This window comes from Actinomyces gaoshouyii (assembly GCF_002072175.1).
GTDB lineage: Bacteria > Actinomycetota > Actinomycetes > Actinomycetales > Actinomycetaceae > Actinomyces > Actinomyces gaoshouyii.
Genome location: NZ_MVIV01000005.1, coordinates 5,714 through 30,952, shown reverse-complemented (window position 1 = coordinate 30,952; position 25,239 = coordinate 5,714). Strand labels below are relative to the sequence as shown.

Annotated in this window: 17 protein-coding genes, 1 tRNA gene and 2 riboswitches; of the genes, 11 read left to right on the top strand and 7 right to left on the bottom strand. The window is 72.8% G+C overall.

What is annotated here, in order from left to right; genetic code table 11:
- Window positions 1–26 precede the first annotated feature (26 nt).
- From B1H50_RS05785 to B1H50_RS05765, 5 genes are all read right to left on the bottom strand, one after another.
- A complete protein-coding gene (locus B1H50_RS05785; RefSeq protein ID WP_080462835.1) occupies window positions 27–647 on the bottom strand; it encodes an NYN domain-containing protein in 621 nt (206 codons plus the stop codon).
- Between the two features lie 182 nt (window positions 648–829).
- Window positions 830–1,687 (bottom strand): PspA/IM30 family protein, encoded by an 858-nt coding sequence (locus tag B1H50_RS05780; RefSeq protein WP_080462834.1) that lies wholly within the window; start codon window positions 1,685–1,687, stop codon window positions 830–832.
- 57 nt (window positions 1,688–1,744) lie between these two features.
- Window positions 1,745–3,913, bottom strand: a complete 2,169-nt coding sequence (locus tag B1H50_RS05775) for a coiled-coil domain-containing protein (RefSeq protein WP_080462833.1) — start codon at window positions 3,911–3,913, stop codon at window positions 1,745–1,747.
- Window positions 3,914–4,108: 195 nt separating this feature from the next.
- The gene (locus tag B1H50_RS05770; RefSeq protein ID WP_080462832.1) at window positions 4,109–5,791 is read right to left on the bottom strand and encodes a DNA repair helicase XPB; all 1,683 of its coding nucleotides are present in this window, start codon (window positions 5,789–5,791) and stop codon (window positions 4,109–4,111) included.
- Window positions 5,792–5,859: 68 nt separating this feature from the next.
- Window positions 5,860–7,029, bottom strand: a complete 1,170-nt coding sequence (locus tag B1H50_RS05765) for an ATP-binding protein (RefSeq protein ID WP_080462831.1) — start codon at window positions 7,027–7,029, stop codon at window positions 5,860–5,862.
- 148 nt (window positions 7,030–7,177) lie between these two features.
- Here B1H50_RS05765 and B1H50_RS05760 point away from each other — a divergent pair, with 148 nt between their 5' ends.
- Both B1H50_RS05760 and B1H50_RS05755 read left to right on the top strand, forming a co-directional pair.
- Complete coding sequence (locus B1H50_RS05760; protein WP_080462830.1) at window positions 7,178–9,295, top strand: helicase-associated domain-containing protein; 2,118 nt, start codon at window positions 7,178–7,180, stop codon at window positions 9,293–9,295.
- Window positions 9,296–9,378: 83 nt separating this feature from the next.
- Complete coding sequence (locus B1H50_RS05755; RefSeq protein ID WP_080462829.1) at window positions 9,379–10,707, top strand: DUF3027 domain-containing protein; 1,329 nt, start codon at window positions 9,379–9,381, stop codon at window positions 10,705–10,707.
- Here the strand turns inward: B1H50_RS05755 and B1H50_RS05750 are convergent.
- Window positions 10,648–11,943 carry a TIGR04053 family radical SAM/SPASM domain-containing protein gene (locus B1H50_RS05750; RefSeq protein ID WP_229657806.1) on the bottom strand — a complete coding sequence of 432 codons (1,296 nt, stop codon included), beginning with the start codon at window positions 11,941–11,943 and terminating at the stop codon, window positions 10,648–10,650. The two genes, B1H50_RS05755 and B1H50_RS05750, sit on opposite strands and share 60 nt — an antisense overlap.
- A complete protein-coding gene (locus tag B1H50_RS05745; RefSeq protein ID WP_080462828.1) occupies window positions 11,940–12,902 on the bottom strand; it encodes an NAD(P)-dependent oxidoreductase in 963 nt (320 codons plus the stop codon). Before B1H50_RS05745 ends, B1H50_RS05750 begins: the two co-directional genes overlap by 4 nt.
- Window positions 12,903–12,986: 84 nt before the next feature.
- Here B1H50_RS05745 and B1H50_RS05740 point away from each other — a divergent pair, with 84 nt between their 5' ends.
- The 9 genes from B1H50_RS05740 to B1H50_RS05705 all read left to right on the top strand — a co-directional run bounded on the left by B1H50_RS05740 (window position 12,987) and on the right by B1H50_RS05705 (window position 25,019).
- Complete coding sequence (locus B1H50_RS05740) at window positions 12,987–14,462, top strand: NCS2 family permease (RefSeq protein WP_080462827.1); 1,476 nt, start codon at window positions 12,987–12,989, stop codon at window positions 14,460–14,462.
- 88 nt (window positions 14,463–14,550) lie between these two features.
- Complete coding sequence (locus B1H50_RS05735; RefSeq protein ID WP_229657847.1) at window positions 14,551–15,855, top strand: MFS transporter; 1,305 nt, start codon at window positions 14,551–14,553, stop codon at window positions 15,853–15,855.
- A 103-nt stretch (window positions 15,856–15,958) separates the two neighbouring features.
- Window positions 15,959–16,645 (top strand): metal-dependent transcriptional regulator, encoded by a 687-nt coding sequence (locus tag B1H50_RS05730; protein WP_080462825.1) that lies wholly within the window; start codon window positions 15,959–15,961, stop codon window positions 16,643–16,645.
- 219 nt (window positions 16,646–16,864) lie between these two features.
- Window positions 16,865–17,024: riboswitch (cyclic di-AMP (ydaO/yuaA leader) on the top strand.
- A 1-nt stretch (window position 17,025) separates the two neighbouring features.
- Complete coding sequence (locus tag B1H50_RS05725) at window positions 17,026–17,826, top strand: C40 family peptidase (RefSeq protein WP_080462824.1); 801 nt, start codon at window positions 17,026–17,028, stop codon at window positions 17,824–17,826.
- Between the two features lie 312 nt (window positions 17,827–18,138).
- Window positions 18,139–18,294, top strand: a riboswitch (cyclic di-AMP (ydaO/yuaA leader).
- Window positions 18,294–19,115, top strand: a complete 822-nt coding sequence (locus B1H50_RS05720) for a C40 family peptidase (RefSeq protein ID WP_080462823.1) — start codon at window positions 18,294–18,296, stop codon at window positions 19,113–19,115. Its footprint overlaps the riboswitch before it by 1 nt.
- 187 nt (window positions 19,116–19,302) lie before the next feature.
- The gene (locus tag B1H50_RS05715; protein WP_080462822.1) at window positions 19,303–20,241 is read left to right on the top strand and encodes a universal stress protein; all 939 of its coding nucleotides are present in this window, start codon (window positions 19,303–19,305) and stop codon (window positions 20,239–20,241) included.
- Window positions 20,242–20,300: 59 nt separating this feature from the next.
- A tRNA-Arg gene (locus B1H50_RS05710) sits at window positions 20,301–20,373 on the top strand.
- Window positions 20,374–20,444: 71 nt separating this feature from the next.
- The gene (locus B1H50_RS09735; RefSeq protein ID WP_158082830.1) at window positions 20,445–20,582 is read left to right on the top strand and encodes a hypothetical protein; all 138 of its coding nucleotides are present in this window, start codon (window positions 20,445–20,447) and stop codon (window positions 20,580–20,582) included.
- Window positions 20,583–20,642: 60 nt separating this feature from the next.
- On the top strand, window positions 20,643–25,019 hold the full coding sequence (locus B1H50_RS05705) for a DNA helicase (RefSeq protein WP_080462821.1): 4,377 nt from the start codon (window positions 20,643–20,645) through the stop codon (window positions 25,017–25,019).
- Window positions 25,020–25,239: the final 220 nt, after the last annotated feature.

Genomic DNA, 25,239 nt, shown 5'->3' with positions numbered 1-25,239 from the left:
GCGCCTCGGGACGCCGGGCCCGCCGCTCAGATGAACTGCAGCGGGTCGAACTCCTGCAGTGGGATGATCCGGATGCGCGGCAGCACGGAGGTGAAGGCGTCGACGTCGTACTCCAGGTCGTGGATCCTCAGGCCCCTGGTCTCCAGGGCGGCCAGATGGGAGTTGAGGAACTCCCGGAAGCACAGGACGCCGACCTGAGCGCCGCCGTCGAGGAGCCGCTCGACCTGGGGGATGTAGTCGCCGTCGTGACTGCCCAGGAGCACTTGGAGGCGGGCGGAGGCATCCTCCTCGCGCTGGGCGGCGAGACGCTCGGCCAAGGCATCGAGGGTCCGCTGGATACCGGTGTCCACCACCTTCTCATCGACGGAGCCGGAGCCGGACAGCGGGATCGGGCGGTAGTCCATCGCCATAAGCGCCTGGATGAAGCCCATCGGCATGTGACCGCTCGTGGCGTTGAGGAAGAACAGACCGTGGGCGTCCTCGCCCTGGCCGTCCGACGATGTCGTGTCCGACAAGGAGTCGCAGAAGGACAGGACGCGGTCCCACCTGGGGCGCTCATCGGGCTCGGGGCGACGTCCGAGCACGCTCATGCCGAGGGTGGCGTCGATGTTCTCACCATCAATGAGGAGATAGGTAGGGGCGCTCATGCGCTTATCGTAGCCGGGCGGCGCGGGGGTAAGCGCAGTGCGAGGCGGGTGGGGCGGCGGGATTCGATCCGCGGGCCGGTCGCCCGGGCCATCGGGCGCTGGGCGCCCTCAGGCGCTTCCGCCGGGCCCGATGCCGGCCCTGCGGATCGAATCCTGCCGCATCCTGCGCTGCGCCGGGCGCGTCAGTACGAGGAGGCGTCCTCGTCGGTGACGCGCTGGGCGGCGGGCCTGCTCTGGGCCTTGAGGGCCTCGAAGGCGGCGTTGATGGCTTCGTCCCCGTCGGTGATCTGGGCGGGGGCGGCGGACGCGGAGGGCAGCGCCCCCTTGCCGCCGGACTTGAGCGCGGCCAGGCGGGCCTCGGCCTCGATCTGGGTGTCGGAGGCCTCCAACTCGGCGAACTGGGACTCCAGGGAGGATCCCGCCAGCTCCATCTGCCCGGCGGCCTGCGCCTCGACGCGGCGCACCTGCTCCTCGTAGCGGGAGAGCTCGGAAGTGGGGTCCATGACGTTGATCGAGCTGATCGCCCCCTGGACCTTGACCTGCGCCTCGGCGGTCCTCTGGCGGGCGATGAGCTGGTCGCGACGGGACTTCAGCTCGCCGAGCTTGACCTCCATCTGGTTCAGCCCCGTCTTGAGCTGCTCGACCACCTGGCGCTGGGAGGCGATCATCGGCTCGGCCTCCTTGGCCTCCTTCTCCGCCGTGATCTGCTTGGTGATGGCCACCTTGGCCAGGGAGTCCCACTTATCGGCGCCCGCGATGTCACCGGCGGCGCGCATCTCGTCGGCCTTGCGGGAGGCTGCCAGGGCCTTGGCCCCCCAGTCCCTGGCCTCGGCGACGTCGGCCTCGTAGTCCTTCTCCGTCAGGCGCAGATTGCCGATGGTCTGGGCGACCGCCTGCTTGGCCTCGGCGATGGAGTTCGTGTAGTCGCGCACGAGCTGGTTGAGCATCTTCTCCGGGTCCTCAGCGCGATCGAGGAGGGCGTTGATGTTCGCGCGGGTCAGTTGGGCGATACGGCCCAGGATCGACTGCTTCTCAGCCATGTTGGAGTTCCCTTCGGGTGGTGGTTGAGGTGATGGGGTTGAACAGTGGTGAGGGGCTCAGAAGTCCCCGCCGGAGCCGCCGAAGTCGCCGCCGCCGAAGTCTCCACCGAAACCTCCGAAGTCGCCGCCGCCCCAGCCGCCGATGTGGTGGGGACGGTCGTCGTCGAATAGCCCGCCCATGAGGATCCCCCCGAGCACGAGCGAGCCGAGGTCCAGGCCGCCGCCGCGGTGGCCGTACCCCCCGGAGTAGTTGGAATAGGAGCCCCAGGCGTCACCGGCATCGCGCACATCGGCCTCCGCCAGGGCCTGCGCTTGCGCCACCAGCGGCTCGCCGGCGGCTACCTCGGCCAGGGCCGCCTGCGGGTCCGTGGGCTGCATGGCAGTGGCCGCCGAGGCGTGGCGGGCCGCCTCGGACAGGGCGGTGCGGGCCGACGAGCCGACAGCGCCGCGGTGCGTGGTGATGTAGGCGGTCACGGACTGCACCTGCGAGTTGAGGCGCGACAGGCGCGAACCCAACTGGCTGCGGGCTCGCGAGTCGTTCTCCTCCCTCGCCCGTGCCGGGGCGAGGGCGGCATCGATCGCGGTCTCGGCGCGGCTGAGGTGGTCCAGCGCGGCCAGGGGGTCGCCGACCACATGATCGCCGCTGACCGGGGCGGACGGGTCGGTGCTGGCCCTCCCGGAGGCGGCGCGGCCCTCGGCGATGGCGGCCTCGGCGTCGGCCACGAGCGGGGCGAGGGTGGCACTGGGCACCTGGTCGGCCAGGCGCTTGGCGTCCACGAGATCGGAGGACAGGGAGGCGATCGCCGCCGCGAGGTCGGTCGAGGCCGTGCTCAAGCGCTCATTGGCGCTGGCCACCTGGGCCGCCAGGGCGCCGGCCTGGGCGATCGATCCCTGGGCGATGCGCACCTGCTCGACGGCGGTGGACTGCTGCCCGGCGTCGGCGCTGGCCCCGGCCTGCTTCAGGGCGGTGCGGCCCGCGGCCAGCAGCCTTTCGGCGCGCACGGGCGCCTCGGAGACCGAGGTGAGGGCTGAGGCGGGGTAGGTGGCGCGCAGCGTCACCAGGAGCGTCTTGGCCATGGTGATGGCCTGCTCGGTTTCGTCAGCGCGCTGGGCGGTCTCGGACATGGAGGTCGGCAGGGCGGACTCGATGCCGCGCCGCTCCTCGAAGAGCTGCTTCTGCGCCTGGATCGCGCCCATGGCCCGCTGGCAGCGGTCGAGGATCTCCCCGTACATCTGGCGCTGCTGGGGCTCGGTCTCGGGGATATCGTCGTCGAGGATCTTGCGCAGCTCGAAGCAGCGGCTCAGGTGGGCCTTGGCCTGGCCCAGCGCCTCGGTGAAGGAGTCGGTCGCGGACAGGCCGAACTGCGCCTGGGCGTAGGACAGCTCCTCGTCAGCGGCGCGCATCGCGTCATCAGCGGTTACGAGGGCGGCGCCCGCCTGGGCGATGAGCTGGTCCAGGGGCACCGGGCCGGCCTGCTCAGGCGCCTTCTTCTTGCGATTCCAGAACACGGTGTCCTCCTGGGTGGATGAGGGGTCCGACTTACGGCGGCGCGAGATGGCGTAGGCGGCCGCCCCCGCAGCGGCCGCGCCCCCACCCGCCAGCAGCACGAGGCCCGTGGCCGACATACCCGATGAGCCCTCGTCCCCGCTCCTGCTGCCGCCCTTGGCCTCGGCCAGGAGCCTCGGAAGAGCGGCGACGGCGCCGTCGAAGTCGTGGGAGCGCATGTAGGAGCCGATGGCGCTGCCCAGCTCGCTGCGCTTGGAGGCCGGGATGTCGCTGCCGGTGGCCAGGTAGTAGGAGTTTGATCCCGAGGCCGGCATGTTGATGACGAGCAGGGCGTCCGAGGCGCCCATGCCCTTGGCGCTCCACTCCTTCTTGGCCAGGGCCTCGGCCCTGCTCGTCTCATCGGTGGCCGTGAGGATCGACAGGGTGATGCCATCCTTCGCGGCCCTCTCGACGGCGGAGGCGGCTGCGGCGTTGTCCAGGATGCTCGCGCCGTCGACGACGCGAGCGGCCGCCCCCGTGGCCGGAGAGCCCGATGTCGGTGCCCCGGCCGTCATCGCGGCGGGATCGCCGATGGCAGTGGATGCCGGTGCCGATGACCGGGCATCGGCGGTGGGTGCGACGAGGGTTCCCGCGCCCGAGATGAGCAAGACGAGGAGGAGCGGGATGGTCGGGCGCCGGGCGTCGCAGGGATGGCGCGCGGGGCGGGGTGTCGATAGCATCGCGGCCCATCGTCGCCGTTGCGGAGCGCCTGAGGCAACTCGTTTCGCCCACGCCTGAGCGATCTGCTCATGGGCTCAAGGGCTCGGCCGCTGCCGAGCCCCGAGACCCACCGGACCCGGGACCATCATCGAGCGCATCTGGACGAAGAACCCCGATGCCGGTCATCATCCTGCGCGCCCCGACCGGCCCTTCTCTCACAGGTCGTCGACTTCGATGATCTCGTAGGCATATCCCTGCTCGGCGAGGAAGCGCTGGCGGTGGGCGGCGAACTCCTGTTCCTTCGTATCGCGCGCGACGACCGTGTAGAAGTGGGCCTGGCGGCCGTCCTCCTTCGGCCGCACGATGCGCCCCAGGCGCTGCGCCTCCTCCTGGCGCGAGCCGAAGGAGCCGCTGACCTGCACGGCCACCGAGGCGCCGGGCAGGTCGATGGAGAAGTTCGCGACCTTGGACACGACGAGCGTGGTGACCTGACCGGCGCGGAAGGCGTCGTAGAGGCGTTGGCGCTCGCGCACCGTCGTCGCCCCCGTGATGAGCGGAGCCCCCAGGTGCTCGGCGATCTCCTCGAGCTGGTCGACGTACTGGCCGATGACGAGCGCGCTCTCACCGCGGTGGCGCGCCAGGACCGCCTCGACGACGCCGACCTTGGCGGGCGCGGTCGCGGCCAGCCGGTAGCGGTCGGGCGCCTCCGCCGTCGCGTAGACCATCCTCTCGCCGGCGTCGAGGCTCAGGCGCACCTCGGTGCACACGGCCGGCGCGATCCACCCCTGGTTCTCCAGGTCCTTCCAGGGCGCGTCGTAGCGCTTGGGGCCGATGAGGCTGAACACCTCGTCCTCACGCCCGTCCTCGCGCACGAGCGTCGCCGTCAGCCCGAGACGACGGCGCGCCTGGAGGTCCGCTGTCATGCGGAAGACCGGGGCGGGCAGCAGGTGCACCTCGTCGTAGACGATGAGGCCCCAGTCGTGCGCGTCGAGCAGGTCGAGGTGCGGGTAGACGCCCTTGCGGCGGGTGGTGAGCACCTGGTAGGTGGCGATAGTGACCGGGCGGATCTCCTTGCGCGAGCCCGAGTACTCGCCGATCTCATCGGCGGTGAGGGAGGTGAAGCGGATGAGCTCCTCCTTCCACTGGCGCGCCGAGACCGCGTTGGTGACGAGCACGAGCGTCGTCGTCGAGCTGCGCGCCATGCAGGCGGCGCCCACGAGGGTCTTACCCGCTCCGCAGGGCAGGACGACGACGCCGCTGCCGCCCGCCCAGAAGGCGTCCACCGCCTGCGCCTGGTAGGGGCGCAGGGCGAAGGCGCCGGGGGCGTGCGCGGCGGCCGCGGCCGGGTCGTCCGCCAGGGTGATGGGGTGCTTCTCGCCGTCGACGTAGCCGGCGAGGTCCTCGGCGGGCCAGCCCAGCTTGATGAGCGCCTGCTTGAGGCTGCCGCGCTCGGAGGGGTGGACGACGACGTCCTCGGGGGACAGGCGCTCGCCGAGCATGCCCGCAGTGCGCTTGGAGCGCATGACCTCCTCGAGCACGGGCACGTCCATGGCGTGCAGCACGAGCCCGTGCATCGGGTCGGACAGCAGCTGGAGGCGGCCGTAGCGGCCCATCGTCTCAGCGACCTCGGTGAGCAGGGAGTGGGGGACCGGGAAGCGCGAGTAGCTGATGAGGACGTGGACGACCGTCTCGGGGTCCAGCCCGGCGGCGCGGGCGTTCCACAGCGCCAGTGGCGTGATGCGGTAGGTGTGGACGTGCTCGGGGGCACGCTCGAGCTCGGCGAAGGGGGCGATCGCGCGGCGGGCCTCGTCGGCGGCCGGGTGGGCGACCTCCAGCAGGACGGTCTTGTCGCTCTGGACGATGAGGGGTCCGTCGGGCAGGTCGGGTGTGGCGGGCATGGGGGGAGTATCGCCCTGCCGGCGCCGTAGAGGGGACGAGTGCTCACCGACGGCGGCGGCGCCGGCCGCTACTCCCCGTGCTGGCGGGAGATGAATCCGGCCATGCCCGGGACGGTGAAGGCGATGACGCCGTGGTCGGGCGCGTACACGATGCCCTTGCGGATGAGGGAGTTGCGGACCCCGCTCTGGCTCTGGATGGTCCGGTCCAGCCGGCTGGCGACCTCGCCGCTGCCGATGCCGTCCTCGCCCTCGGGGCACATGGCCCGCAGGTAGCGCTTCTCCGCCTGGGTCGTGCGGTCCCAGCGGGCGCGGAAGAACCCGTTGTCGAGCTGGGTCAGACCCGAGGCGACGCCGAGCTCGGCCGCTCGGCGGTCGATGCGCCTGTCGGATGCGGCGTCCCACGCCTCCTGCCCGAACTGCTGGATGAAGTACGGGTAGCGCCCGGAGCGGTCCACGACGTGCGACAAGGCGTCGTCGTCCCACGTCACGCCCTCCGCCTTGGCGGGATCGGCGAGCGCTGCGGCAGCGCCATCCGGGTCGAGGCGCTCAACCTTGACGAACCGGAACCGCTCAGAGTAGGACCGCGCCTCTGAGAGCGTCTGCGGGAGGCTGGGAAGACCCGCGAGCGCGAAGAGCACCGGCCAGTCGTCCTGGGCCGCGGCGTGGGAGACGGCCGCCACCGTGGTGAGGTCCTCGGCTGAGAGGTCCTGCGCCTCATCGATGAGGAGCGCGAGCCCGCCGCCCTCTTCCGCGGCCGCGAGCGAGACATCCTTGAGGATCTTCTTGAGATCGGTCTCAAGCACTCCCGAGTCGGCGCCGCCGCCGCTCTGCCCGCTCAGGTCGATGCCGAAGGACCATGAGCCCGTCTGGTCGTAGGAGGCCTTGAAGGACAGGGCGGTCTTGAGGGCGCGCAGCAGGCGCGTGCCGGCGGCGGGGCGCGCGAGGTCGCTCAGGGGGCCGTACAGCCCCTCGCCGACGATCTCGCGAAGGCCCCTGCTGGTTCCGGCCTCGACCTGGACCGTGATCCACTCGCGCTTGTCCGCATCGTGGCGCAGGCGGGTGAGGAGGACGGTCTTGCCGACTCCTCGCAGCCCGTAGAGCACGAGCGGTTGGTCCGTCGTCCCGCGCTCGGCGCGGCGCAGCATGACGTCCCAGACGCCGATGACGTCATCGCGTCCCACGAGCGCGGCGGGACGACGGCCTGCTCCGGGAACGTAGGGGTTGAGCACGGGGTCCATGACGCCCTCCGAATCTGTAGGCCTACTAGGTGAGTATAGTGTGTTCAGATACGCGTGTATACGGGTACATACATGTGTATACGTGTCAATATTCCTGTAGACGTCGGGGACGCGGGGTGGGGTGGCGCGGGGCTGTACCGTTGGTGGGATGAGCAGTGAGGAGACGCGGCGGCGCGCGGCGAGCGCACCAGTCCCGGCGACGGTGGAGGACCTGGCCGCGCGCCTGACCGCCCTGCCCGATCGCGAGATCGCCGACCTCCTCCTGGCCCGCCCCGACCTCCTCGCCCCGTCGTCGCCCTCCTTCACCGCGCTCGCGGCCCGCGCCGCCGGGCGAACCAGCACCGATCTCGCCCTCGCCCAGCTCGACGCGGCCGCCATCGCCGTCGCCGAGGGCCTCGTCATCCCCGTCCTCGGGCAAGCAGGGCCCGTCGGCACTGCCGGCTCCGACGACCTCGCCGCACTCCTCGCCGATCGACTGTCCCTGCCCCTCGAGACCGTCGCCGACCGGCTCTCCCAGCTCTCCCGCCTCGCCCTGACGATCTCGAACCGGCCCGCCCCCGGCCTCGCCGAGGCCCTCGCGCCCGGCACCGCCTCCTGGCCCCCGCCCGCCGAAGACCTCACCGGCCCCAGCCCCGACTCGCTGACCATCATCGAGCCCCGGACCATCGCCGCCGAGTCCGCCCAGCACGCCGAGGAGGCCGTCCGCCTCGTCACCGCGCTCCTGCGCGAGTGGTTGCGCGAGCCGGGCCCCCTCCTGCGCACCGGCGGCGTCGGCGTGCGCCCCCTGGCCCGCACAGCCGGGGCCCTCGGCCTGGCCCCTGCCCAGGTCGCCACCATTGTCGAGATCGCCGCCGCCGCGGGCCTCCTCGGCCTCGACGACGACGGGGCTGCCTGGCTCCCCGCAGCCCCCGCCCTGGTCTGGCTCTCCCATGGCGACGCCCCGCCCCTGCCCGAGCGCTGGGCCGCCCTCGCCACCGCATGGGCCTCCAGCGCCCGCACTCCGTGGCTGGTCGGCAGCCGCAGTGAGGATGGCGTCCTGAGAGCAGTGCTCGGCGACGCCGCCGAGGCCCCCTGGGCCCGCTCCCTGCGGCACCGCATCCTGCACCTCCTGGCCACGCTGCCCGACGGCGCCTCCGCCACTCCCGGCTTCGTGCGCGCGGCCCTCACCGCGGCCCGCCCCCGCCGCCCCATCCCCGAGGGTGCCATCACCGCGATCCTCGCTGAGGCCGAGCTCCTGGGGATCACAGGTGCCGGAGCGCTCTCGCGCGCGGGCCGCGCCCTGGCCGAGCACGCGTTCCCGGGCGCCGATGCGGATCCGGCCTCCCTGGGCGTCCTGGAGGACGCGCTTGCCGCCGACCTGCCCGAGCCGGTGCCCATGCTGCTGGTCCAGTCCGACCTCACCGCGATCGTTCCGGGCCGTCCCGTCGCGCCGCTCGCCGCCCTGCTCGAACGCAGCGCCGTTGTCGAATCGCGCGGCGGCGCCCTCACCCTCCGATTCACCCCCGACTCCGTGCGCGGCGCCCTCGACGCGGGTTTGAGCGCCACCGAGCTCCTCGACGCGCTCGGCGCCTACAGTCCCGTCCCCCTGCCGGGGGCGCTGGAGGCCCTTGTCGAGGACGCCGCCCGCCGCCACGGGGCGATCCGCGTGCGGCCCATCGCCTCGATCCTGCGCATCCCCGACCCGGCCACCGCTGCGGGCCTCCTCACCGAGTTCCGGCTGGCCGGCCTCGGCCTGAACGAGGCCGCCCCCGGGATCATCACCGCGACCGCCAGTGCCGGGCAGGTCCTGCGCGAGCTGCGGGCCGCGGGGCTCGCGCCCGTCATGGAGGACGGGCAGGGCCGCCTCGTCATCGACGGCGCCGCTCTCGCCCCGGGCGGTGCCGATGGTGCGCGCGGCCGGGGCGCCGCGCCCGAGCCCACCCGGCCGGGCCACGTCATCGCCTCCCGACGCCGCGCCCCCACCAACCGGGAGCTCGCCGTCATGGTCGGCAGGATGCGCGCCGGCCAGGAGGCCCTCGCCGCCGCCGGGCCGACCGTTGTCGCGAGTGACCCCGTCCACGCCCTGGCCGTCCTGCGGCAGGGGCAGGCCAACCGCTCCCTGCTGCGCCTGCGTCTGGCGGGACCCGACGGTGAGGTCCAGGAGAGGACGGTGCGGGTGCGCGCCGTCGAGCCCGGGCGGGTCAGGCTCGCCGACGTCGTGCGCGAGACCGAGGTGACCGTCGCCATCCACCGCATCGTCTCCGTGGAGCCGATCAGCCGGGACTGACCGGCGCCCACGTCCCTGGGAGGGCGCCCCGCGACGGGCCCGCCGGCGGGCGGGGCGTGGACACCCCCTCTACACTGGGGCGCGTGACTGGAACCGAGAGCGCCGTGGCCGGTGCGACCTCCCCCGAGATGAGCGCGACTCCGCAGAGCCCCGAGGCCCCCGAGGTCCCCCGGGGAAGCATCGGGACCGCCAGCGACCCCGCCACCGCGGCCCTGGTCCGCGGGGGCTCGCTGCCCACGGCGTCCCAGGCCGCTCTCGCCGCCAAGGACCGCACGCTGACCAGTGCGACCGCCGTCGAACTCGCGCGGGCCGCCCTTATGGAGATCACGATCCCCGAGACCATCGGGGCCCACACGGCCGCCCGCGCGGACGCCGAGCGCCTCGTCACCCATCTCTTCGAGTGCACCCTGGCCGGCTACCGCGGCTGGCGCTGGGCCGTCACGATGAGCCGCTCGCCGCGCTCGCGGACGGCCACCGTGGTCGAGCTCGAGCTGCTGCCCGGCGAGGACGCGCTCCTCGCCCCCGTGTGGGTGCCCTGGGCGGACCGCCTGGCCCCCGGGGATGTCGGCCGCTCCGACCGGCTCCCTCTGCGAGAGACCGACGAGCGTCTCGAGCCCGGCTGGGAGGCCACCGGCGACGAGGAGGGGGACAGGGTCGCTCTCGATGAGCTGGACCTCGGGCGCGCGCGGGTCCTCAGCCCCGAGGGCGTCCAGCGCGCCGCCCAGCGCTGGTACGACGGCGACCACGGCCCCCACGCCGACGGCGTCCGCAAGGCCCACGCCACGTGCTCCACATGCGGCTTCTTCATCCCCATGACGGGGCCCTTCCGGCAGGCCTTCGGGATCTGCGCCAATGAGTGGGCCCCCGACGACGGCGCCGTCGTCTCCCTCGACCACGGCTGCGGCGCCCACTCCGAGACCGATGTGCCCGACCAGGGGCCGGAGTGGCCGGTGGCGCCCTCCCGCGTCGACGAGGGCCGCATGGAGGTCGTCGCCTCCGACGGCCGGGACCTGCGCGGTGGTGTCCCATTGGATGAGGTGGCCGAGGAGGGCCCTCCGGCTGGGGGAACGGCGGGGCCCGTCGCCGAGCGATCCGCCGAGGAGGCGGCCGGGCCCGCCGCCGACGAGGCCCCGCAAGCCCCGGGCCCCGTCGGCGTCGCACCCGGGGCCGAGACCCGGGCGCCCGTGGGCGATGATGAGCCGGGGCCCGCCGGCACCGGCGAGGATCGCGCCGTCTCCGCGCGCGACGCCGTCGCGGGTCTGGCCGCCGAGCTCGGCGCGGAGCGCTCCACCGGGCCCGTCGCGCCCGCCGGGCCCTCGGGCGGGCCCGATGCCGAGGATGAGGCGGCTGACTCAGTGACCGCCCTGACCAGCCTTGCCGACCTCGAGGCCCTCATGCCCACCCGTGCCTGAGCCCCCGCCGACCCCGCTCATGAGCGCGGCGACGTCGTCGGGGAAGGGGAAGCTGCCGGGGCGGTAGTTGCAGGAGGCGTCCTCCGCATGGAGATCGCCGGTCATGTTGTAGGCGCGCGCCCGACTGCCGCCGCACACGGCCTTGTACTCGCAGGCCCCGCAGCGGCCCTTCAGCAGACCCGGGTCGCGCACGCCGGTGAACACCTCGGAGCGGCGGTAGATCTCAGTTAGCGAGGAGTCGCGCACGTTCCCTGCGCTCTTCTCCAGGAAGCCCGAGGGCGTCACCTCCCCGGTGTGGGAGACGAACACGAAGCCGCTGCCCGAGCTCACGGTGATCGGCGGGCGCCGCCGCCGGGGCCCCGAGTCGAGCCCGAGCTCGGCGATGCGCTCACGCAACTGGCGGTACAGGGGCCCGTACCCCATGATCCGCATCATCTCCTCGTCGGTGACGCCCCGATCGGCGAGGACCTGGCGCTGGAGGCACACGCGCCGGAAGTGGTGCCCCTCGGTGGTGCGCACGGGGACGGCCTCGCCCATGTCGTAGAAGGCGCCGAGCACGTCCTCCACCTCATCGGCGTCCAGAGCGCCCAAGTCGATGCCGCGCCCCGTGGGCACCAGGAGGAATCCGGACCAGGTCATCGCCCCGTGCTCGCGCACCAGGGCGGCGATATCCGGCAGCTCATGGACGTTGTGGCGCGCCACCACGGAGTTGATCTGCACCTTCATCCCCAGCTCGCGGGCGGCCTCCCAGCCGGCGATCGTGCGGTCGAAGGTGCGCTCCAATCCCCGGAAGGCGTCGTGCGTGGCGGCCGTGGCGCCGTCGATGGACAGGGAGATGGCGCCGACACCTGCCTCCTGCAGCTCGGAGAGCGCCTCCTTGGTGAGCTTGTCCGTCCCCGACGGCGAGAGCGCCACATGCAGTCCCAGTTCCGTCCCGTAGGCGGCCAGCTCGGCCAGGTCTGGCCGCTCGAAGCAGTCGCCCCCGGTGATGATGAAGATGACGGCGGGCCTGCCGAAGGCGGCCGCCTCGTCCATGAGCGCCTTCGCCTCATCCAGGCCCAGTTCGAGGGGGCTGCGCAGTGGGACGGCCTCGGCTCGGCAGTGGCGGCAGGCCAGGGCGCAGGCGCGAGTGGCCTCCCAGGTGACGAGCATCGGGCGCTGGGCGGGGTCATGGCGCTGGACGCGCACCGGCCGGGCGGAGGGGCGCCGGGCGGGGGCCGCGGGCGACGGCGTCATGCCAGCCCCTCGATCGGCTCGCCCGCGGGTGAGGCGGCCACGATTCCGGCGTTGCGCACGATCCGCTCCATCGCGCCCACGGGTCGTCCGCCCGCGCCATGCGGGGTGAGGATGAGGTTCGGGGCGTCCCAGAGCGGGGAATCGGCCGGGAGCGGCTCCGGATCGGTGACGTCCAGGCCGGCGGCGGCGATCCTCCCCTCGTGCAGCGCGGCGTTCAGGGCCGATGCGTCCACCGTGGATCCCCGTCCCGTGTTGACCACGATAGCGCGCCGCGGCAGCAGGGCCAGCCGCCGGGCATCGAGGGCCCCGGCCGTGGACGGCGTGGCGGGCAGGATCATGACGAGCAGGTCAGTGGTGGGCAGGGCGGCGTCGATGTCGTCCACGGCGATCACCTTGTAGCCCGCCCGCGTTCCCGCGCTGCGGGCCACCCCGCGCACGTGGGCGCCGACGGCACTCAGCAGCCGCGCGGTGGCCTGGCCGATCGCGCCGAAGCCCCAGATGAGCGCGCGGGCGCCGATGAGGGTGGTCAGGCGGTCGGGATCGTGCAAGGGCTTCGCCCCGCCGAGCTCATGGGCCCACCGGTGCTCGTGCTGCGCCGCCAGCGCCCGGGGCAGGGATCGCGCGCAGGCCAGGGCGAGGGCCAGCGTGTGCTCGGCCACCGTCGCGTCGTGGAAGTGCCGCCCCGTGGTGATCGCGACGGAGTCGGGCAAGCCCGCGGCGAGGATGGCGTCCGGCCCGGCGGCGAGGGTCTGGATCCAGCGCAGGCTCGTCATGTAACCGGCCATCTCCCGCAGAGTCGCGAAGGCCCGAGCGCCGCCCATTCCCCACAGGATCATCGCCTCCGCATCGCGGTGCTCGGGAGGGACCGGAGCGGTCTCATCGAAGACGACCACCTCGTGGCCGTCGGCGCTCAGAGGCGATGGATCGAGGTGGGAGGTGGCCGTGAGCAGGATCTTCATGGGTCCATTATGGTTCGCCCGCGCCGCCGTCGGCTCCTGACACGGTGTCGTGGCCGCCTCCGGGGTCTGCGACAATGGGGCAGCGTGAGCACCACTTCGCCCGGGCGCACCGCGCCCTCCCGCCCCGCCCCCTCCGCCTTCCTGCCGGCTCTCGACCGCTTCTTCCGCATCACCGAGCGCGGCTCGACCGTCGCCCGCGAGCTCCGCGGCGGCGTCGTCACCTTCTTCACGATGAGCTACATCCTCGTGCTGAACCCGCTCATCCTCGGCAGCGCTCTCGCGGGCGACGGCGATGTGACCAGCGCCAAGGCGAAGATCGCCGCCGGCACCGCGCTCATCGCCGGGGTCATGACGATCCTCATGGGCGTCGTCGCCAACTACCCGCTGGCCATGGCCGCCGGGCTCGGCATCAACGCGATGGTCGCCTACACGATCGTCGGCAATCACGGCATGACCTTCGCCGACGCCATGGGCATCGTCGTCATCGAGGGCGTCATCATCCTCATCCTCGTCCTCACCGGCTTCCGCGAGGCCGTCTTCCGGGCCGTCCCGCCCTTCCTGCGCACCGCCATCAGCGTGGGCATCGGCCTGTTCATCGCCCTCATCGGGCTGGTGGACGCCAAGGTCGTGCGCGCCGGCGGCACGCCCCTCGAGCTCGGCCTGGGCGGCTCCCTCAAGGGCTGGCCCGTCATCGTCTTCCTGCTCGGCCTGTTCCTGACCGTCATCCTGCACATTCGCAAGGTCCGCGGCGCCATCCTCATCGGCATCGTCAGCGCCACGCTCCTGGCCGTCATCATCGAGGCCGTCCAGGGCCTGGGCGCCTTCGAGGAGGGCTCCAACCCCACGGGCTGGGCGCTGAGCGTCCCCTCGTTGAGCGGCAGCCCCGTCTCCGTGCCGGACCTGTCGGGCCTGGGCCACTTCTCCCTGCTGGGCTCCTTCGAGAAGGCCGGCGCCGTGTCGATCGTCCTGCTCGTCTTCTCCATGATGCTCGCCGACTTCTTCGACACGATGGGCACGATGGTGGCCATCGGCGCCGAGGGGGGCCTCCTCGACGAGGACGGCAACCCTCCGCGCACCCGCGAGATCCTCGTGGTGGACTCCGTGGGTGCCATCGTCGGCGGCCTCGGCGCAGTGTCCTCCAACACCTCTTACGTGGAGTCCGCGGCGGGCGTCGGAGAGGGCGCGCGCACGGGCCTGGCGAACGTCGTCACCGGGGCCCTGTTCCTCACCTCGGTCTTCCTGTCGCCGCTCGTCGCGATGGTCCCCTACGAGGCGGCCACCCCCGCGCTCGTCGTCGTCGGCTTCCTCATGATGACCCAGGTGGCAGACATCGATTGGAAGCGGCCCGAGCTGGGCATCCCCGCCTTCGTGACCATCATCATGATGCCGTTCTCCTACTCGATCACCAATGGCATCGGGGCGGGCTTCCTGACCTACGCGCTCGTCGAGATCGCCGTCGGCCGTGCGCGCCGGGTCCATCCGCTCATGTGGCTGACCGCGGCGCTGTTCGCGGTCTACTTCACGATGGCGCCCATCAAGGAGATCCTCGGCCTTGCCTGAGCCGGCCAGCACTGCCAGCACGACCCCGGGGTCCTCCGCGCTCGCGGAGGACCCCGCCTGGTCCGAGCAGGGCCGTACCTTCGCCTCCCTGCGATTCCACAACTACCGGATCTGGTTCTTCGCCGCCCTCGTGGCCAACACGGGCACTTGGATGCAGCGGGTCGCCCAGGACTGGCTCGTCCTGCGCATCCTCACCGACGACTCGGCCACCGCCACCGGCATCACCACCGCGCTTCAGTTCCTCCCCGCCCTCCTCCTGTCCGCCCACGCCGGGCTCGTCGCGGATCGCGTCGATCAGCGGCGCTTCCTCATCGCCACCCAGTCGGCGATGGGGCTGGTCTCCCTCGTCCTGGGGCTGGCGGTCATCTTCGGCCATGCCCGGCTCTGGCACGTCTACCTCGCGGCCCTGGCCTCTGGCGCCGCGGCCGCCTACGACGCCCCGGCCCGCCAGAGCTTCGTGGCGCAGCTGGTCCCGGCTGGCTCGCGGGCCAACGCGATGGGCCTCAACGCCGCCTCCTTCAACGCCGCCCGACTCCTGGGCCCGGCGTCGGCGGGCGTCGTCATCGCCTGGGTCGGAGCGGGCGTCGTCTTCGAGATCAACGCCGCTAGCTTCCTGTTCCCCGCGCTCGCCCTCATCCTCATGCGCGGTGACGAGCTCCGGCCCGTCGCCAGGGTCCCTCGCTCCAAGGGCCAGTTGCGCGAGGGCCTGGCCTGCGTCCGGCACCGCACCGACATCCTCGTCATCATCGGCGTCGTCACGGTCGTGTCGACCTTCTCCCTCAACTTCCAGCTCACGATGGCCGCCATGGTGCGCAGTGTCTTCCACCTGGAGTCCGACGCCTACGGCACGGTCTCCTCGGTCTTCGCAATCGGATCGCTCGCGGGCGCCCTGTGGGCGGCCAGGCGTCGCTCCCCCCGCGTGCGCACCGTGGTGACGGGCTCCTTCTTCCTCGGGCTGTTCACCATCGTGATGGCGCTCATGCCCACCTATATCGCCTTCGCCGTGGCGACCATCCCGGTGGGCCTGTGCGTGCTCACCGTTCTGACCGGCGCGAACCAGGCAATCCAGCTCTCCGTGCCCGATGAGGTGCGCGGCAGGGTCATCAGCATCTACATCATCGCCCAGCTGGGGACGACCCCGATCGGCGCCCCCATCATGGGAGGCCTCGCCGACGCCTGGGGCCCTCGGGCCTCCCTGCTCGTCGGGGGAGCGGCAGCCGTCCTGGTCTCGGTGGCGGCGCTGGTGTGGACGCGCCGCCGCTGGCGCCTGGAGCTGGCCCACTCATCGACACGCCCCTACCTGCGCATGACGGGTCCGCGCGAGCGCTCCGCCGCCGGGGGCGTCCCCGAGCAGCCCCCGGCGGGCGGCGCTCCGGGGTCCGCGCGCGAGTGACCGATATCCTTCTCCCAGTCCCCGCGCCCGACGAGAGGGGCGGCGCGAGGGCCTGGCCGCCCGTGTGGGCGGGAAACCGTCGTCGCAGGAGGCGCGAGCGCATATGAGCGAGCTCATCGACACCACCGAGATGTACCTCAAGACCGTCTACGAGTTGGAAGAGGACGGCGTCACCCCTCTTCGCGCGCGGATTGTCGATCGTCTCGACCACTCGGGCCCCACGGTCTCCCAGACGGTGGCGCGCATGGAGCGCGATGGGCTCATCAGGGTCACGGAGGACCGCTCGCTGGAGCTCACCGAGGAGGGTCGGCGCCGGGCCACGGAGGTGATCCGCAAGCACCGCCTTGCTGAAAGGCTGCTGCTCGACGTCGTCGGCGTCGATCGGCGCTACATCCACGACGAGGCCTGCCGCTGGGAGCACGTCATGAGCGAGAGGGTCGAGGACCGGCTCGCCGAGATCCTCGGGGACGTGGCCTCCGATCCCTTCGGCAATCCCATCCCCGGCAGGCGGGCCGACCACCCCGCGCCGGGGGAGGACGAGGCGAGCGCCGACCGCGTGGCCCGCGACGGCGTCGGATCCGCCGTCGTGCGCCGGATCGGCGAGCCGATCCAGGCCGACGCCGAGCTCCTGGGCCTGATGGAGGACGCGGAGATCCGCGCGGGCGCCCGCGTGGAGCTGCGCGGATCGGCCGGGGGCGTGCGCATCGTGGGGCCCACGGGCATGCCGATCGTGCTGCCGGCCGATGTCGCCCGCCACCTCTTCCTGGAGCAGGGCGCTCCCGCGCGCTGAGCCCGGGCCATTGATCGCCCCCGGCCGTCGTCGATCGGGCCATCAGTGGGCCCGACCGGGGTGAATGCGCCTATGAGACCCCTAGGAGAGGGATGCCACACGGGGCTGCGGCCCTCAAGGCTTCACTCTTGCGCGGAACTTCGACTAGTGTCGGCGGTGCAGCCGATGCCCCGGTTGCGGAGAGATGGGCGGAGCCAAACCCTGTCGGCGCCTCTCACTCCTGATTCCCACCCAGATCACCGGCAGGGACGGGGGAACCATTTCCCGGATGAGACGAGCATCGCTCAACTCAATCCTCGGGGTGAATCCCGCCTCGGCGGGTAGGGCGTCTCCAGCCCGAACCCGACAGCTAACCTCGACGGCTTCCAGGAGAAATACCAGTGACTTCCAGCGTCAAGGCACGCCACCGCAAGGCCACTCGACCGATCACCCCGTTGTCGAGCACCGGTCCGGCCGCACGTCGCGGCCTCGCCGTCGTCGCGACCTCCGGTCTGGCCCTCACCATGATCGCCTCCGGCGCCAACGCCGCGAGCGACTCCGCCCAGCTCGACGAGTCCGCCGGCTCCCTCGGTGAGAATGTCGGTACCGCCGCTCTCGCTGCTCCCGCGCAGGAGGCCGTTATCGCCAACGCGGCCGTCGAGGTCGCCAGCGACGTCCAGGTCGACGGCTTCAACCACGCCGCCGAGGCCGTCGCCGCCGAGGCCCCGGCCCCGGCTCCGACCCCGACCGCTGAGGCGGCTTCGGAGGCCACCAAGGCCCCCGCCGTTGAAGAGACCGCCACCGCCGAGGCCACCCCGGCCGCGACCGCTAAGGCCACTGCCGCCGAGGCCGCCGCCCCGGCCGCCCCCACCTCCGGTAACTCCATCGTGGGTCTGGCGATGGCCCAGGTCGGCAAGGCCTACGTCTACGGCGCCGGGGGCCCCAGCGCCTTCGACTGCTCGGGCCTCGTCTCCTACGTCTACGCCAACGTCGCGGGCGTCAGCCTTCCGCACTCCTCCGGCGCTCTCCGGTCGGCCGGTACCGTCATCTCGGCCTCCGAGGCTCAGCCCGGTGACGTCCTCTGGTGGCCCGGCCACGTCGCGATCTACGCCGGTGGCGGCATGATGGTCTCGGCCGAGTCCGAGAGCGTCGGCGTGCAGTACTTGGCCGTCCGCGGTGGCGCCACGTACCTCCGCTTCTGAGCGGTCCTGCCTGCCGGGCCATCCCGGCTCACATCCTCCGTCTCGGCCCCGCTCCTCCCGTGGGAGTGGGGCCGAGACGTCTCATGCGGCGACGCTCTCACAGCGAAGCAGGTCATGCCGGAGTGCCTGAATGTGCCCCTGAGCTGGTCAGAATCCCTTGGAATGGTAGGGAAAGAGGGATGTTCCTGTGCGGCAGGTCACGATCATGTTGTTGATCTTCCCGTGACTCGCCCGTCAGCGCTCCGGTAGCCTCTCAGGTGTCGCGGGGCTTCCCCCTCGCGGCGCCCGAGCCGGGGCCCAGTCCCATCGTCCGGCCCGGGCTGGCGAACAACCAGCGATGGGGACGGGGGAACCGTTTCATGGGTCGCGACCCTGATCGCGGCCCTCGGGGTGAGTCCCGCTCGGCGCGGGTAGGGCGTCTCCAGCCCGAACCCGACAGCTAACCTCGGCGGCCATAGGAGAGGAATATGACTACCCATTCCCAGGCGCGCCACCGCGCCGCCACGCGTCCCGCGACTCCCCTGGCCGAGGTCGCGCCCGCCACCCGCCGCGGTCTCGCGCTGGCCGCCTCCTCCGGCCTGGCCCTGACCATGGTCGCCTCCAGTGCCGCCACCGCCTCGGTCGCAGAGCCCGCCCAGGCCTCCGCGGGATCCCTCGACCCCTCCGGTCTCAACTACCTCGCCCTTGACGCTCACGCCGCCGTGACGACCAACGCTGCGATCGTCGTGGGGACCGATGTCCAGGCCGACACCTTCAACCGCGCCTCCGAGGCCGCTGAGGCCGTCGCCACTGAGGCCCCCAAGCCCGTCGTCGAGGCTCCCTCCCCCGAAGCCGACCAGGCGCCGGCCGCCCAGCCGGAGCGAGGTGCGGCCCGGGAGGCCTCCCCGGCCCAGCAGTCCACCGCTCAGGCGGCCCCGGCCGTCCAGGCACGGCCCGCTGCTCCCGCCGCATCCGCCTCCGGCTCCAGCATCGTCTCCATCGCCATGCAGTACGTGGGCACTCCCTACGTCTACGGCGGCTCCTCGCCCTCGGGCTTCGACTGCTCCGGCCTCGTCCAGTACGTCTACGCCCGGGCCGGCATCAGCCTGCCCCGCACCTCCGGCGCTCAGGCCGCTGCGGGCACCGCCGTCTCCATGGCCGAGGCCCGGCCCGGTGACATCGTCTACTACGGCTACCACGTCGGCATCTACGCCGGCAACGGCATGATGATCGACGCCGGCAACGAGTCCACCGGCGTCGTGTACCGCGAGATCTGGGGCAGCCCGACCTCGTTCATCCGGATCGGCTGACGCTGGCTCGGATCTCGGCCACCACTTCGAGGGGGGGCGACCGCCACGGCGGTCGCCCCCCTCGGCGCGCCTGGCGTGCCACGGCTGCTGAACCTCCCCGTCGTGTGCTGCGCCACAGGTATGCTGGGGGCACCTGGTTCGCCGGACCCCGGAGGACCGGGACGTCCGATGGAAAAGGCAGGGAACCATGGCTGAAGACAAAGTCGTCCTCGTTGGCGTCGACGGATCGCCCGAGTCTCTCGGCGCTGTCGACTGGGCGGTCGCCCGCGCGGCGCGCGAGGGATGGAGGGTCCACATCCTGTGCGCCTACTCTCTTCCGTCCTTCACCGCCGCCTCGCTCGACGGCGGCTATGCGGCCTTGGATGACAGAGCGATACGCGCCGGCGCCCAGGCGGTCGTCGACGAGGCCGTCGCCCGCGCCCAACAGGCCGGCGTCGCGGTGACCAGCTCGCTCGAGACGGGCGACCCCGCCGGTGTGCTCGTGGACCTCTCCGCCGATGCCGCCCTGGCCGTCGTCGGCACCCGTGGTGGCGGCGGTTTCGCCGACCGCCTGCTCGGAACCGTCTCCTCCGCCCTCCCCGCACATGCCAAGTGCCCCACCGTTATCGTTCCCCGCCACACCACCGGCGCAGCCTTCACCCCGGTCAAGAGGATCGTCGTCGGCGTGGACGGCTCCGGCTCCGCCCACAAGGCCGTGCGCCGGGCCGTGCGCGAGGCCGAGGCCTGGGACGCCGAGCTCACCGCAGTGGCCGCCGTGCCCATGAGCACCGGCAGCGGGGCGCTCGCATGGCTGCCGGCCGCCGTGGACCGCCAGCAAGTCCTCGCCGACGTGCGAGCCGGCCTCGACCACGCCGTCGCCGAGGCCCTCGAGGGCCACTCCGGGGTGGCGGTCAGCCGCCACGCGCTGGACGGCAATGCCGCTGAGCTCCTCGCCGAGTTCTCCACGGCCGTCGACCTCGTTGTCGTCGGCTCGCGCGGCCGCGGTGGCTTCGCGGGACTCCTCCTGGGCTCGACGAGCCAGGCGGTGCTCTCGCACGCGGCCTGCCCGGTGATGGTGGTGCCCGCCCGCGCCAAGGACGACGACTCGGCGGTCACCCGCTCGAATGTCCCCTGGGAGCGCGCCTGAGCGAGCAGGGCACGCCGGTCCCCGGTTGGCACGGCACGCTGGTAGGCTTGCCGCGCCCCGCCCTCGTAGCTCAGGGGATAGAGCACCGCTCTCCTAAAGCGGGTGTCGCGCGTTCGAATCGCGCCGGGGGCACGTGAAACCCTGCTCTACCAGGGGTAACGGATCGGGGTCTCGAGTCGCGGAAGCGCTCGCGGCCTCGATCCGTGCTTTTCCGCATCTCCTTGGCTCAAAGCCTGCCTTCCGCCGCAGGACTTGCCGACGTGCTCCGGGGGCGCGTCCGCAACCACGAGCCGCGTCCGCATTCCGTCATCGCCATCGCCGAGCACCTGCTCGTGCGCTGACGCGGCGCCACCCCGGGGCGCCTCGGGCAGGAGCGCGCCGGGCGCGGATATTGTCGGAGCATGGCGCCTTCACTCTTCTCCTTCGGCCGCGCTCGGCACCGCGCGGGCCACGCAACAGGCGATCGTGTGGGCACCGCCGAGGGGCGCGCCAACGGGGACGGGCGCGAGTCGCGCATCTCCAGCACCATCACCCCCCAGCCAGCGCCGATGACGCCGGAGGCTCCCGTCCCCGCGTCCCCCACGGACCTCGACGACGCCAGTCGGGCCCGCGTGGAAGCCGCGCTCGCGGGCTGGAGAGAGGAGCTCGTCGGCCTCGGGGGAGTGGCCAGTCTCGACGACGTCTCCCTGCTCGACGGCGCCGTCGACCTCACCGCCGCCCACCCCTCGGGACTCGCCCAGCTCTACGCCGGGCGCCCCACCCCCCTGTCCAGCCTCATCCGGGAGCCCACCGCCCTGGCCGCCGCCCGCACGTCCGTGCGCAAGGTCGCCGGGCGCACCGACGTCCTGGCCAGGCAGTTCGGCGTCGCCCCCGTGTACCTCGCCATCGGGGTCGCGACCTGGACTGAGACCATCCGGGACGAGTCCCGGCGCACCGGTGCCGCGGCGGCCGACGGCGCTGGGAGCGCCGAGAGCGGTGCTCCAGGCGGGTCCGGCGACTTGGACGCCGACCGTGATGCCGAGACGCCCCGCCATGAGATCTCCGACCCCGTCCTCGCCTCGGCCCTGGAGAGCGCGCTCTCCTCACGGCCGGCGGGCCCCCCGGGAACCGTCCGCACTGTCAACGCCCCCGTGCTCATGCGACCGGTCCGCCTGTCCAGCGCCTCCGCGGACGCGACCATCGCCGTCGACCCCTCCATCGAGGTCAACCCGATTCTCTCACGCGCCCTGCGACGCTACGGATCGACAGCCGACATCCAGGCCCTGGCCCGCGGCGCCCTGACCGCGGAGGGATTCACGCCGCGCGCCGCCCTGACCCGCATCGCCGCCGCCTGCCGCGACTACCTGCCCGGCTTCGAACTGCACGAGCGGCTCGTCGTCGGCGCCTTCGTCCACCCGGGCCAGGCGCTCGTCGAGGACTTCGACGCCGTCGTCGACCGCGCGCGCCTCTCCGCGATCGTGGCCGCGCTGGCCGGCGTCGAGCCCGCTCGGCGGGCCCTCGCCGTCGACCTTCCCGCCCCCTGGCGCGATGACCGCGCCCCCGACGCCGAGCGCGGCGTGGGCGATCTCGACCCCGGTCAGCTCGACGTCGTCGAATCCGTCAGCCTGGGCGCCTCCCTCCTCCTCGACGCGCCCCCCGGATCGGATGTGGCCGCCACGCTGGCCGCCGTCCTCGCTGATGCCGCTGCCACCGGCCGCACCGCCATCCACGTCCCGGCCACGAGCGGGGACGGCCACGCCGTCGCCCGGGCCCTGGAGGACCTCGGCCTGGGGGACCTCGTCGTCGATCTCACTGAGGACGCCAGCTGGCGCCGTCATGCCGCCGAGGCCGTCCAATCCGGGCTCGGCTCCCAGCCGCCCCAGCTCGACGTCCCCGAGATCCTGCGGGTCCGCCAGCGCCTCACCGCCGTGCGCAAGCGCCTGTCCCGCTATGTGACGGCGCTGCACGCGCAGCGCGCGCCCTGGAACGTCTCAGCCTACGAGGCCCTTCAGACACTCGCCGAGCTCACCTCGTCGCGCTCGAGGGCCCGCACCACCGCGAAGATCGTCCCCGGACGACTCGAGCGCCTCGACGACGCCGGGCGCGAGCGCGCCTCCCGCATCCTCCACCGCGCCCACTCCCTCGGGATGCTCAACCCGGTCCAGGCGCCCTCGCCCTGGAGCGGCCTGGCGCTGACCGATCTCGACGAGGTCACAGACGCCCTGGGGCGCCTGGGGCGCCTCGCCGACGACATGCTGCCCGCCGTCGAGACCCACAGCCGCGAGGTCTCCTCCTGCACCGGGCTGCGGCGCGCCACGACGCTGGCCATGTGGTCCGAGCAGCTCGACATGCTCGACGGCGTGCGCGACTCCCTCGACGTCTTCCTCCCCGAGGTCTTCGAGCGCTCCGCCGCCGATCTCGTCATCGCCACGGCCACCAAGCGGTGGCGCGAGGAGCGCAGCATCGTCATGAGCGGCTCCGCGCGCCGTCGCTTCACCCGGCAGGCCAAGGACCTCGTGCGCCCCGGCCGCGTCGTCGAGGACCTGCACGCCGAGCTCGTCAAGGTGCAGCGACGTCGCGAGGAGTGGCGCCGCCACGATCCCGACGGCGGCTGGCCCACCCTTCCGCAGGGCTTGGACGAGATGCGCCGTACCTGTGAGCGCGCCATGAACGCCCTCACCGAGCTCCAGCCCCTCCTCGACCGCCATGACGGCTCCCCGGCGCTCGTGGACACGCCTCTCGCGGACCTGACCGCCCGTGTGCGGGCCCTCGCCGATGATCCGGAAACCGCGCAGGCCCAGCCCGAGCGCAACCGGACGACCATCGCCATCGACGAGCTGGGCATGGGCCCGCTCGTTGCGGACCTGCGCGCCCGCCAGGTGAGCGATGACGAGCTCGACGACGAGCTCACCTACTGCTGGTGGTCCTCCGTCCTCGCCCAGGCTCTCCGGGAGGACCCGGATATGGGAGGGCTGGACGCCAAGGCCCTCGATGAGCTCTCCAAGAGCCTGCGCCGGCTCGACGCCGCCCAGTCCGCCTCCCTGTCCGGCCCCGTCGCGCAGGCCTGCGCCCACCGGGTGCGCGCCGCCGTCGAGGCCGACAAGCAGCAGGCCCGCTCCCTGTACATCGCCCTGTCCAAGGACGACGGCGTCCCTCTGCGCGACATCCTCGACGCCCATCCGGTGGCCTGGCTGGCTCGCCCCATCTGGATCGTCCCGCCGACCCTCGTGCCGCAGGTGCTCGCTCCCAGCGCCGTCGTGGACTTGGCGATCCTCGACGCCTCCGCGAGCATGCCGGTCGCCCAGGCCCTGCCGGCCCTCGTGCGCGCCGAGCAGGTCCTCGTCATCGGGGATCCGCGCCGCGCGGAGAGGGGACTCGCTGCTGAGCTCGGGCCGCTCCTGCCCTCGGTGACCCTCCCCACGGGCCGCAACCAGCTCGATGCCGGGATCGCCTCCTTCCTCGCCTCCAACGGTTATGAGGGCATCGTCGAGGTGATCCCGGGGCCGCCGGGCGAGTCCACCCTGTCCCTCATCCGCGTCGATGGTCGCGGCATGCCGGCGCCCGGCAAGAGTGCTGTGGAGACCGTGCCTGACGAGGTGGATCAGGTGGTCGACGTCGTTGTCGAGCACGCGCTCACCCGCCCCGGCGAGAGCCTGGGAGTCATCGCCCTCAACACCCGCCACTCCGACGAGATCCGCCGCGCGGTGGCCGTGGCGGCTTCCGAGTACCCAGCCCTGGACGACTTCTTCTCCGCCGGCGTCAAGGAGCCCTTCACGGTCATCGACCTGCGTGAGGCCCGATCCCTGCGCCGCGACCGTGTCATCCTCTCCGTCGGCTTCGCGAAGACCCCGCACGGGCGCACCATTCACACCTTCGGTGAGCTTGGCGAGCAGGGCGGCATGGTCGCTCTCGTTGAGGCCCTGTGCGCCTCCCGGGGCGCTACGACCGTCATCTCCTCCATCGGGGCCGAGGACCTCGATCCCGATCGGCTGCGGGCGCCCGGCGCCAAACTGCTGCGCGAGGTGCTCGCCCGCGCCGCCGGGGGAGGGACCCCCGTGGGCCCGGCGGAGAACGGCGAGCCCGATCGCCTCCTGGTGGATCTCGCCTGGCACCTGTGGCGCAAGGGGCTCGTGGTGGTCCCCCAGTGGGGCGCCGACGGCGGCCCCCGCATCCCCTTGGCCATCGGCCACCCCGACTACCCCGAGGAGCTGTTCGTCGCCGTCCTGACCGATGACGACGACTACGTGGCCGAGCCGAGCCTGCGCCGCCGCGACCGGCACTGGGTGGAGCGCCTCGAGCACCGCGGCTGGCGGGTCCACCGCTCCTTCTCCGCCGGGGTCTTCGTCGACCCGGAGGCCGAGGCCCGCACCATCGAGATCATGATCGCTGAGATCCTCGATGAGCGCTCCGCCGCCCAGGCCCGCCCGGAGGACCCCGAGCTTCCCGAGCTCCCCGAGCGCATCGATGATGCCGGAGGCCAGGGCGCCGCCGTGGCCGGCGAGGCGGAGGCGGCGCCCGCTCCCCGGCAGGCCTCGCCCGCCAGCGCCATTGTCCCAGGCGCGCCCGCGGGGGCCGCCCGGGCGCAGGGCCGCACGGCTCGCCCTCCGATCGCGCAAGGGCTGCCCCTCCAGGCTTATTCCGACGATGAGCTCGATGACCTCGTCGCCTGGATCCGCTCCGATGGGCTGGCGCGCAGCGAGGAGGAGGAGCTCGTAGAGCTCCGCGATGCGCTCGCCCTCACCCGCCGGGGGACCGGTGTGGACGCCGTTCTCGGCAACGCCGTGCGGCGGGGGCGATGAGCGCCTCCGCGGCCGGCCGGCCTCGCAGGCGCCGAGTGGTCCTGCTCTCCCCTCAGGACGCCGCGCGGGTGGCGCGTGGCGAGATGACTGAGGAGGATGCCGAGAATGCGCGGCGCCGTGGAATCGATGCCCTCAGCGAGGCCCGCGCCCGCAGGGAGGACGTGTCGGGCGGCGGCAGCGCCAACGATGCGCGCCTGCGCGCCGAGGTTCCGCCCCACTG

Excerpts from the sequence above, each read along its gene's own strand:
- B1H50_RS05785 (WP_080462835.1), bottom strand. The coding sequence starts at position 647 with ATGAGCGCCCCTACCTATCTCCTCATTGATGGTGAGAACATCGACGCC.
- B1H50_RS05780 (WP_080462834.1), bottom strand. The coding sequence starts at position 1,687 with ATGGCTGAGAAGCAGTCGATCCTGGGCCGTATCGCCCAACTGACCCGC.
- B1H50_RS05775 (WP_080462833.1), bottom strand. The coding sequence starts at position 3,913 with ATGCTATCGACACCCCGCCCCGCGCGCCATCCCTGCGACGCCCGGCGC.
- B1H50_RS05770 (WP_080462832.1), bottom strand. The coding sequence starts at position 5,791 with ATGCCCGCCACACCCGACCTGCCCGACGGACCCCTCATCGTCCAGAGC.
- B1H50_RS05765 (WP_080462831.1), bottom strand. The coding sequence starts at position 7,029 with ATGGACCCCGTGCTCAACCCCTACGTTCCCGGAGCAGGCCGTCGTCCC.
- B1H50_RS05760 (WP_080462830.1), top strand. The coding sequence starts at position 7,178 with ATGAGCAGTGAGGAGACGCGGCGGCGCGCGGCGAGCGCACCAGTCCCG.
- B1H50_RS05750 (WP_229657806.1), bottom strand. The coding sequence starts at position 11,943 with ATGACGCCGTCGCCCGCGGCCCCCGCCCGGCGCCCCTCCGCCCGGCCG.
- B1H50_RS05745 (WP_080462828.1), bottom strand. The coding sequence starts at position 12,902 with ATGAAGATCCTGCTCACGGCCACCTCCCACCTCGATCCATCGCCTCTG.
- B1H50_RS05730 (WP_080462825.1), top strand. The coding sequence starts at position 15,959 with ATGAGCGAGCTCATCGACACCACCGAGATGTACCTCAAGACCGTCTAC.
- B1H50_RS05720 (WP_080462823.1), top strand. The coding sequence starts at position 18,294 with ATGACTACCCATTCCCAGGCGCGCCACCGCGCCGCCACGCGTCCCGCG.
- B1H50_RS05715 (WP_080462822.1), top strand. The coding sequence starts at position 19,303 with ATGGCTGAAGACAAAGTCGTCCTCGTTGGCGTCGACGGATCGCCCGAG.
- B1H50_RS05705 (WP_080462821.1), top strand. The coding sequence starts at position 20,643 with ATGGCGCCTTCACTCTTCTCCTTCGGCCGCGCTCGGCACCGCGCGGGC.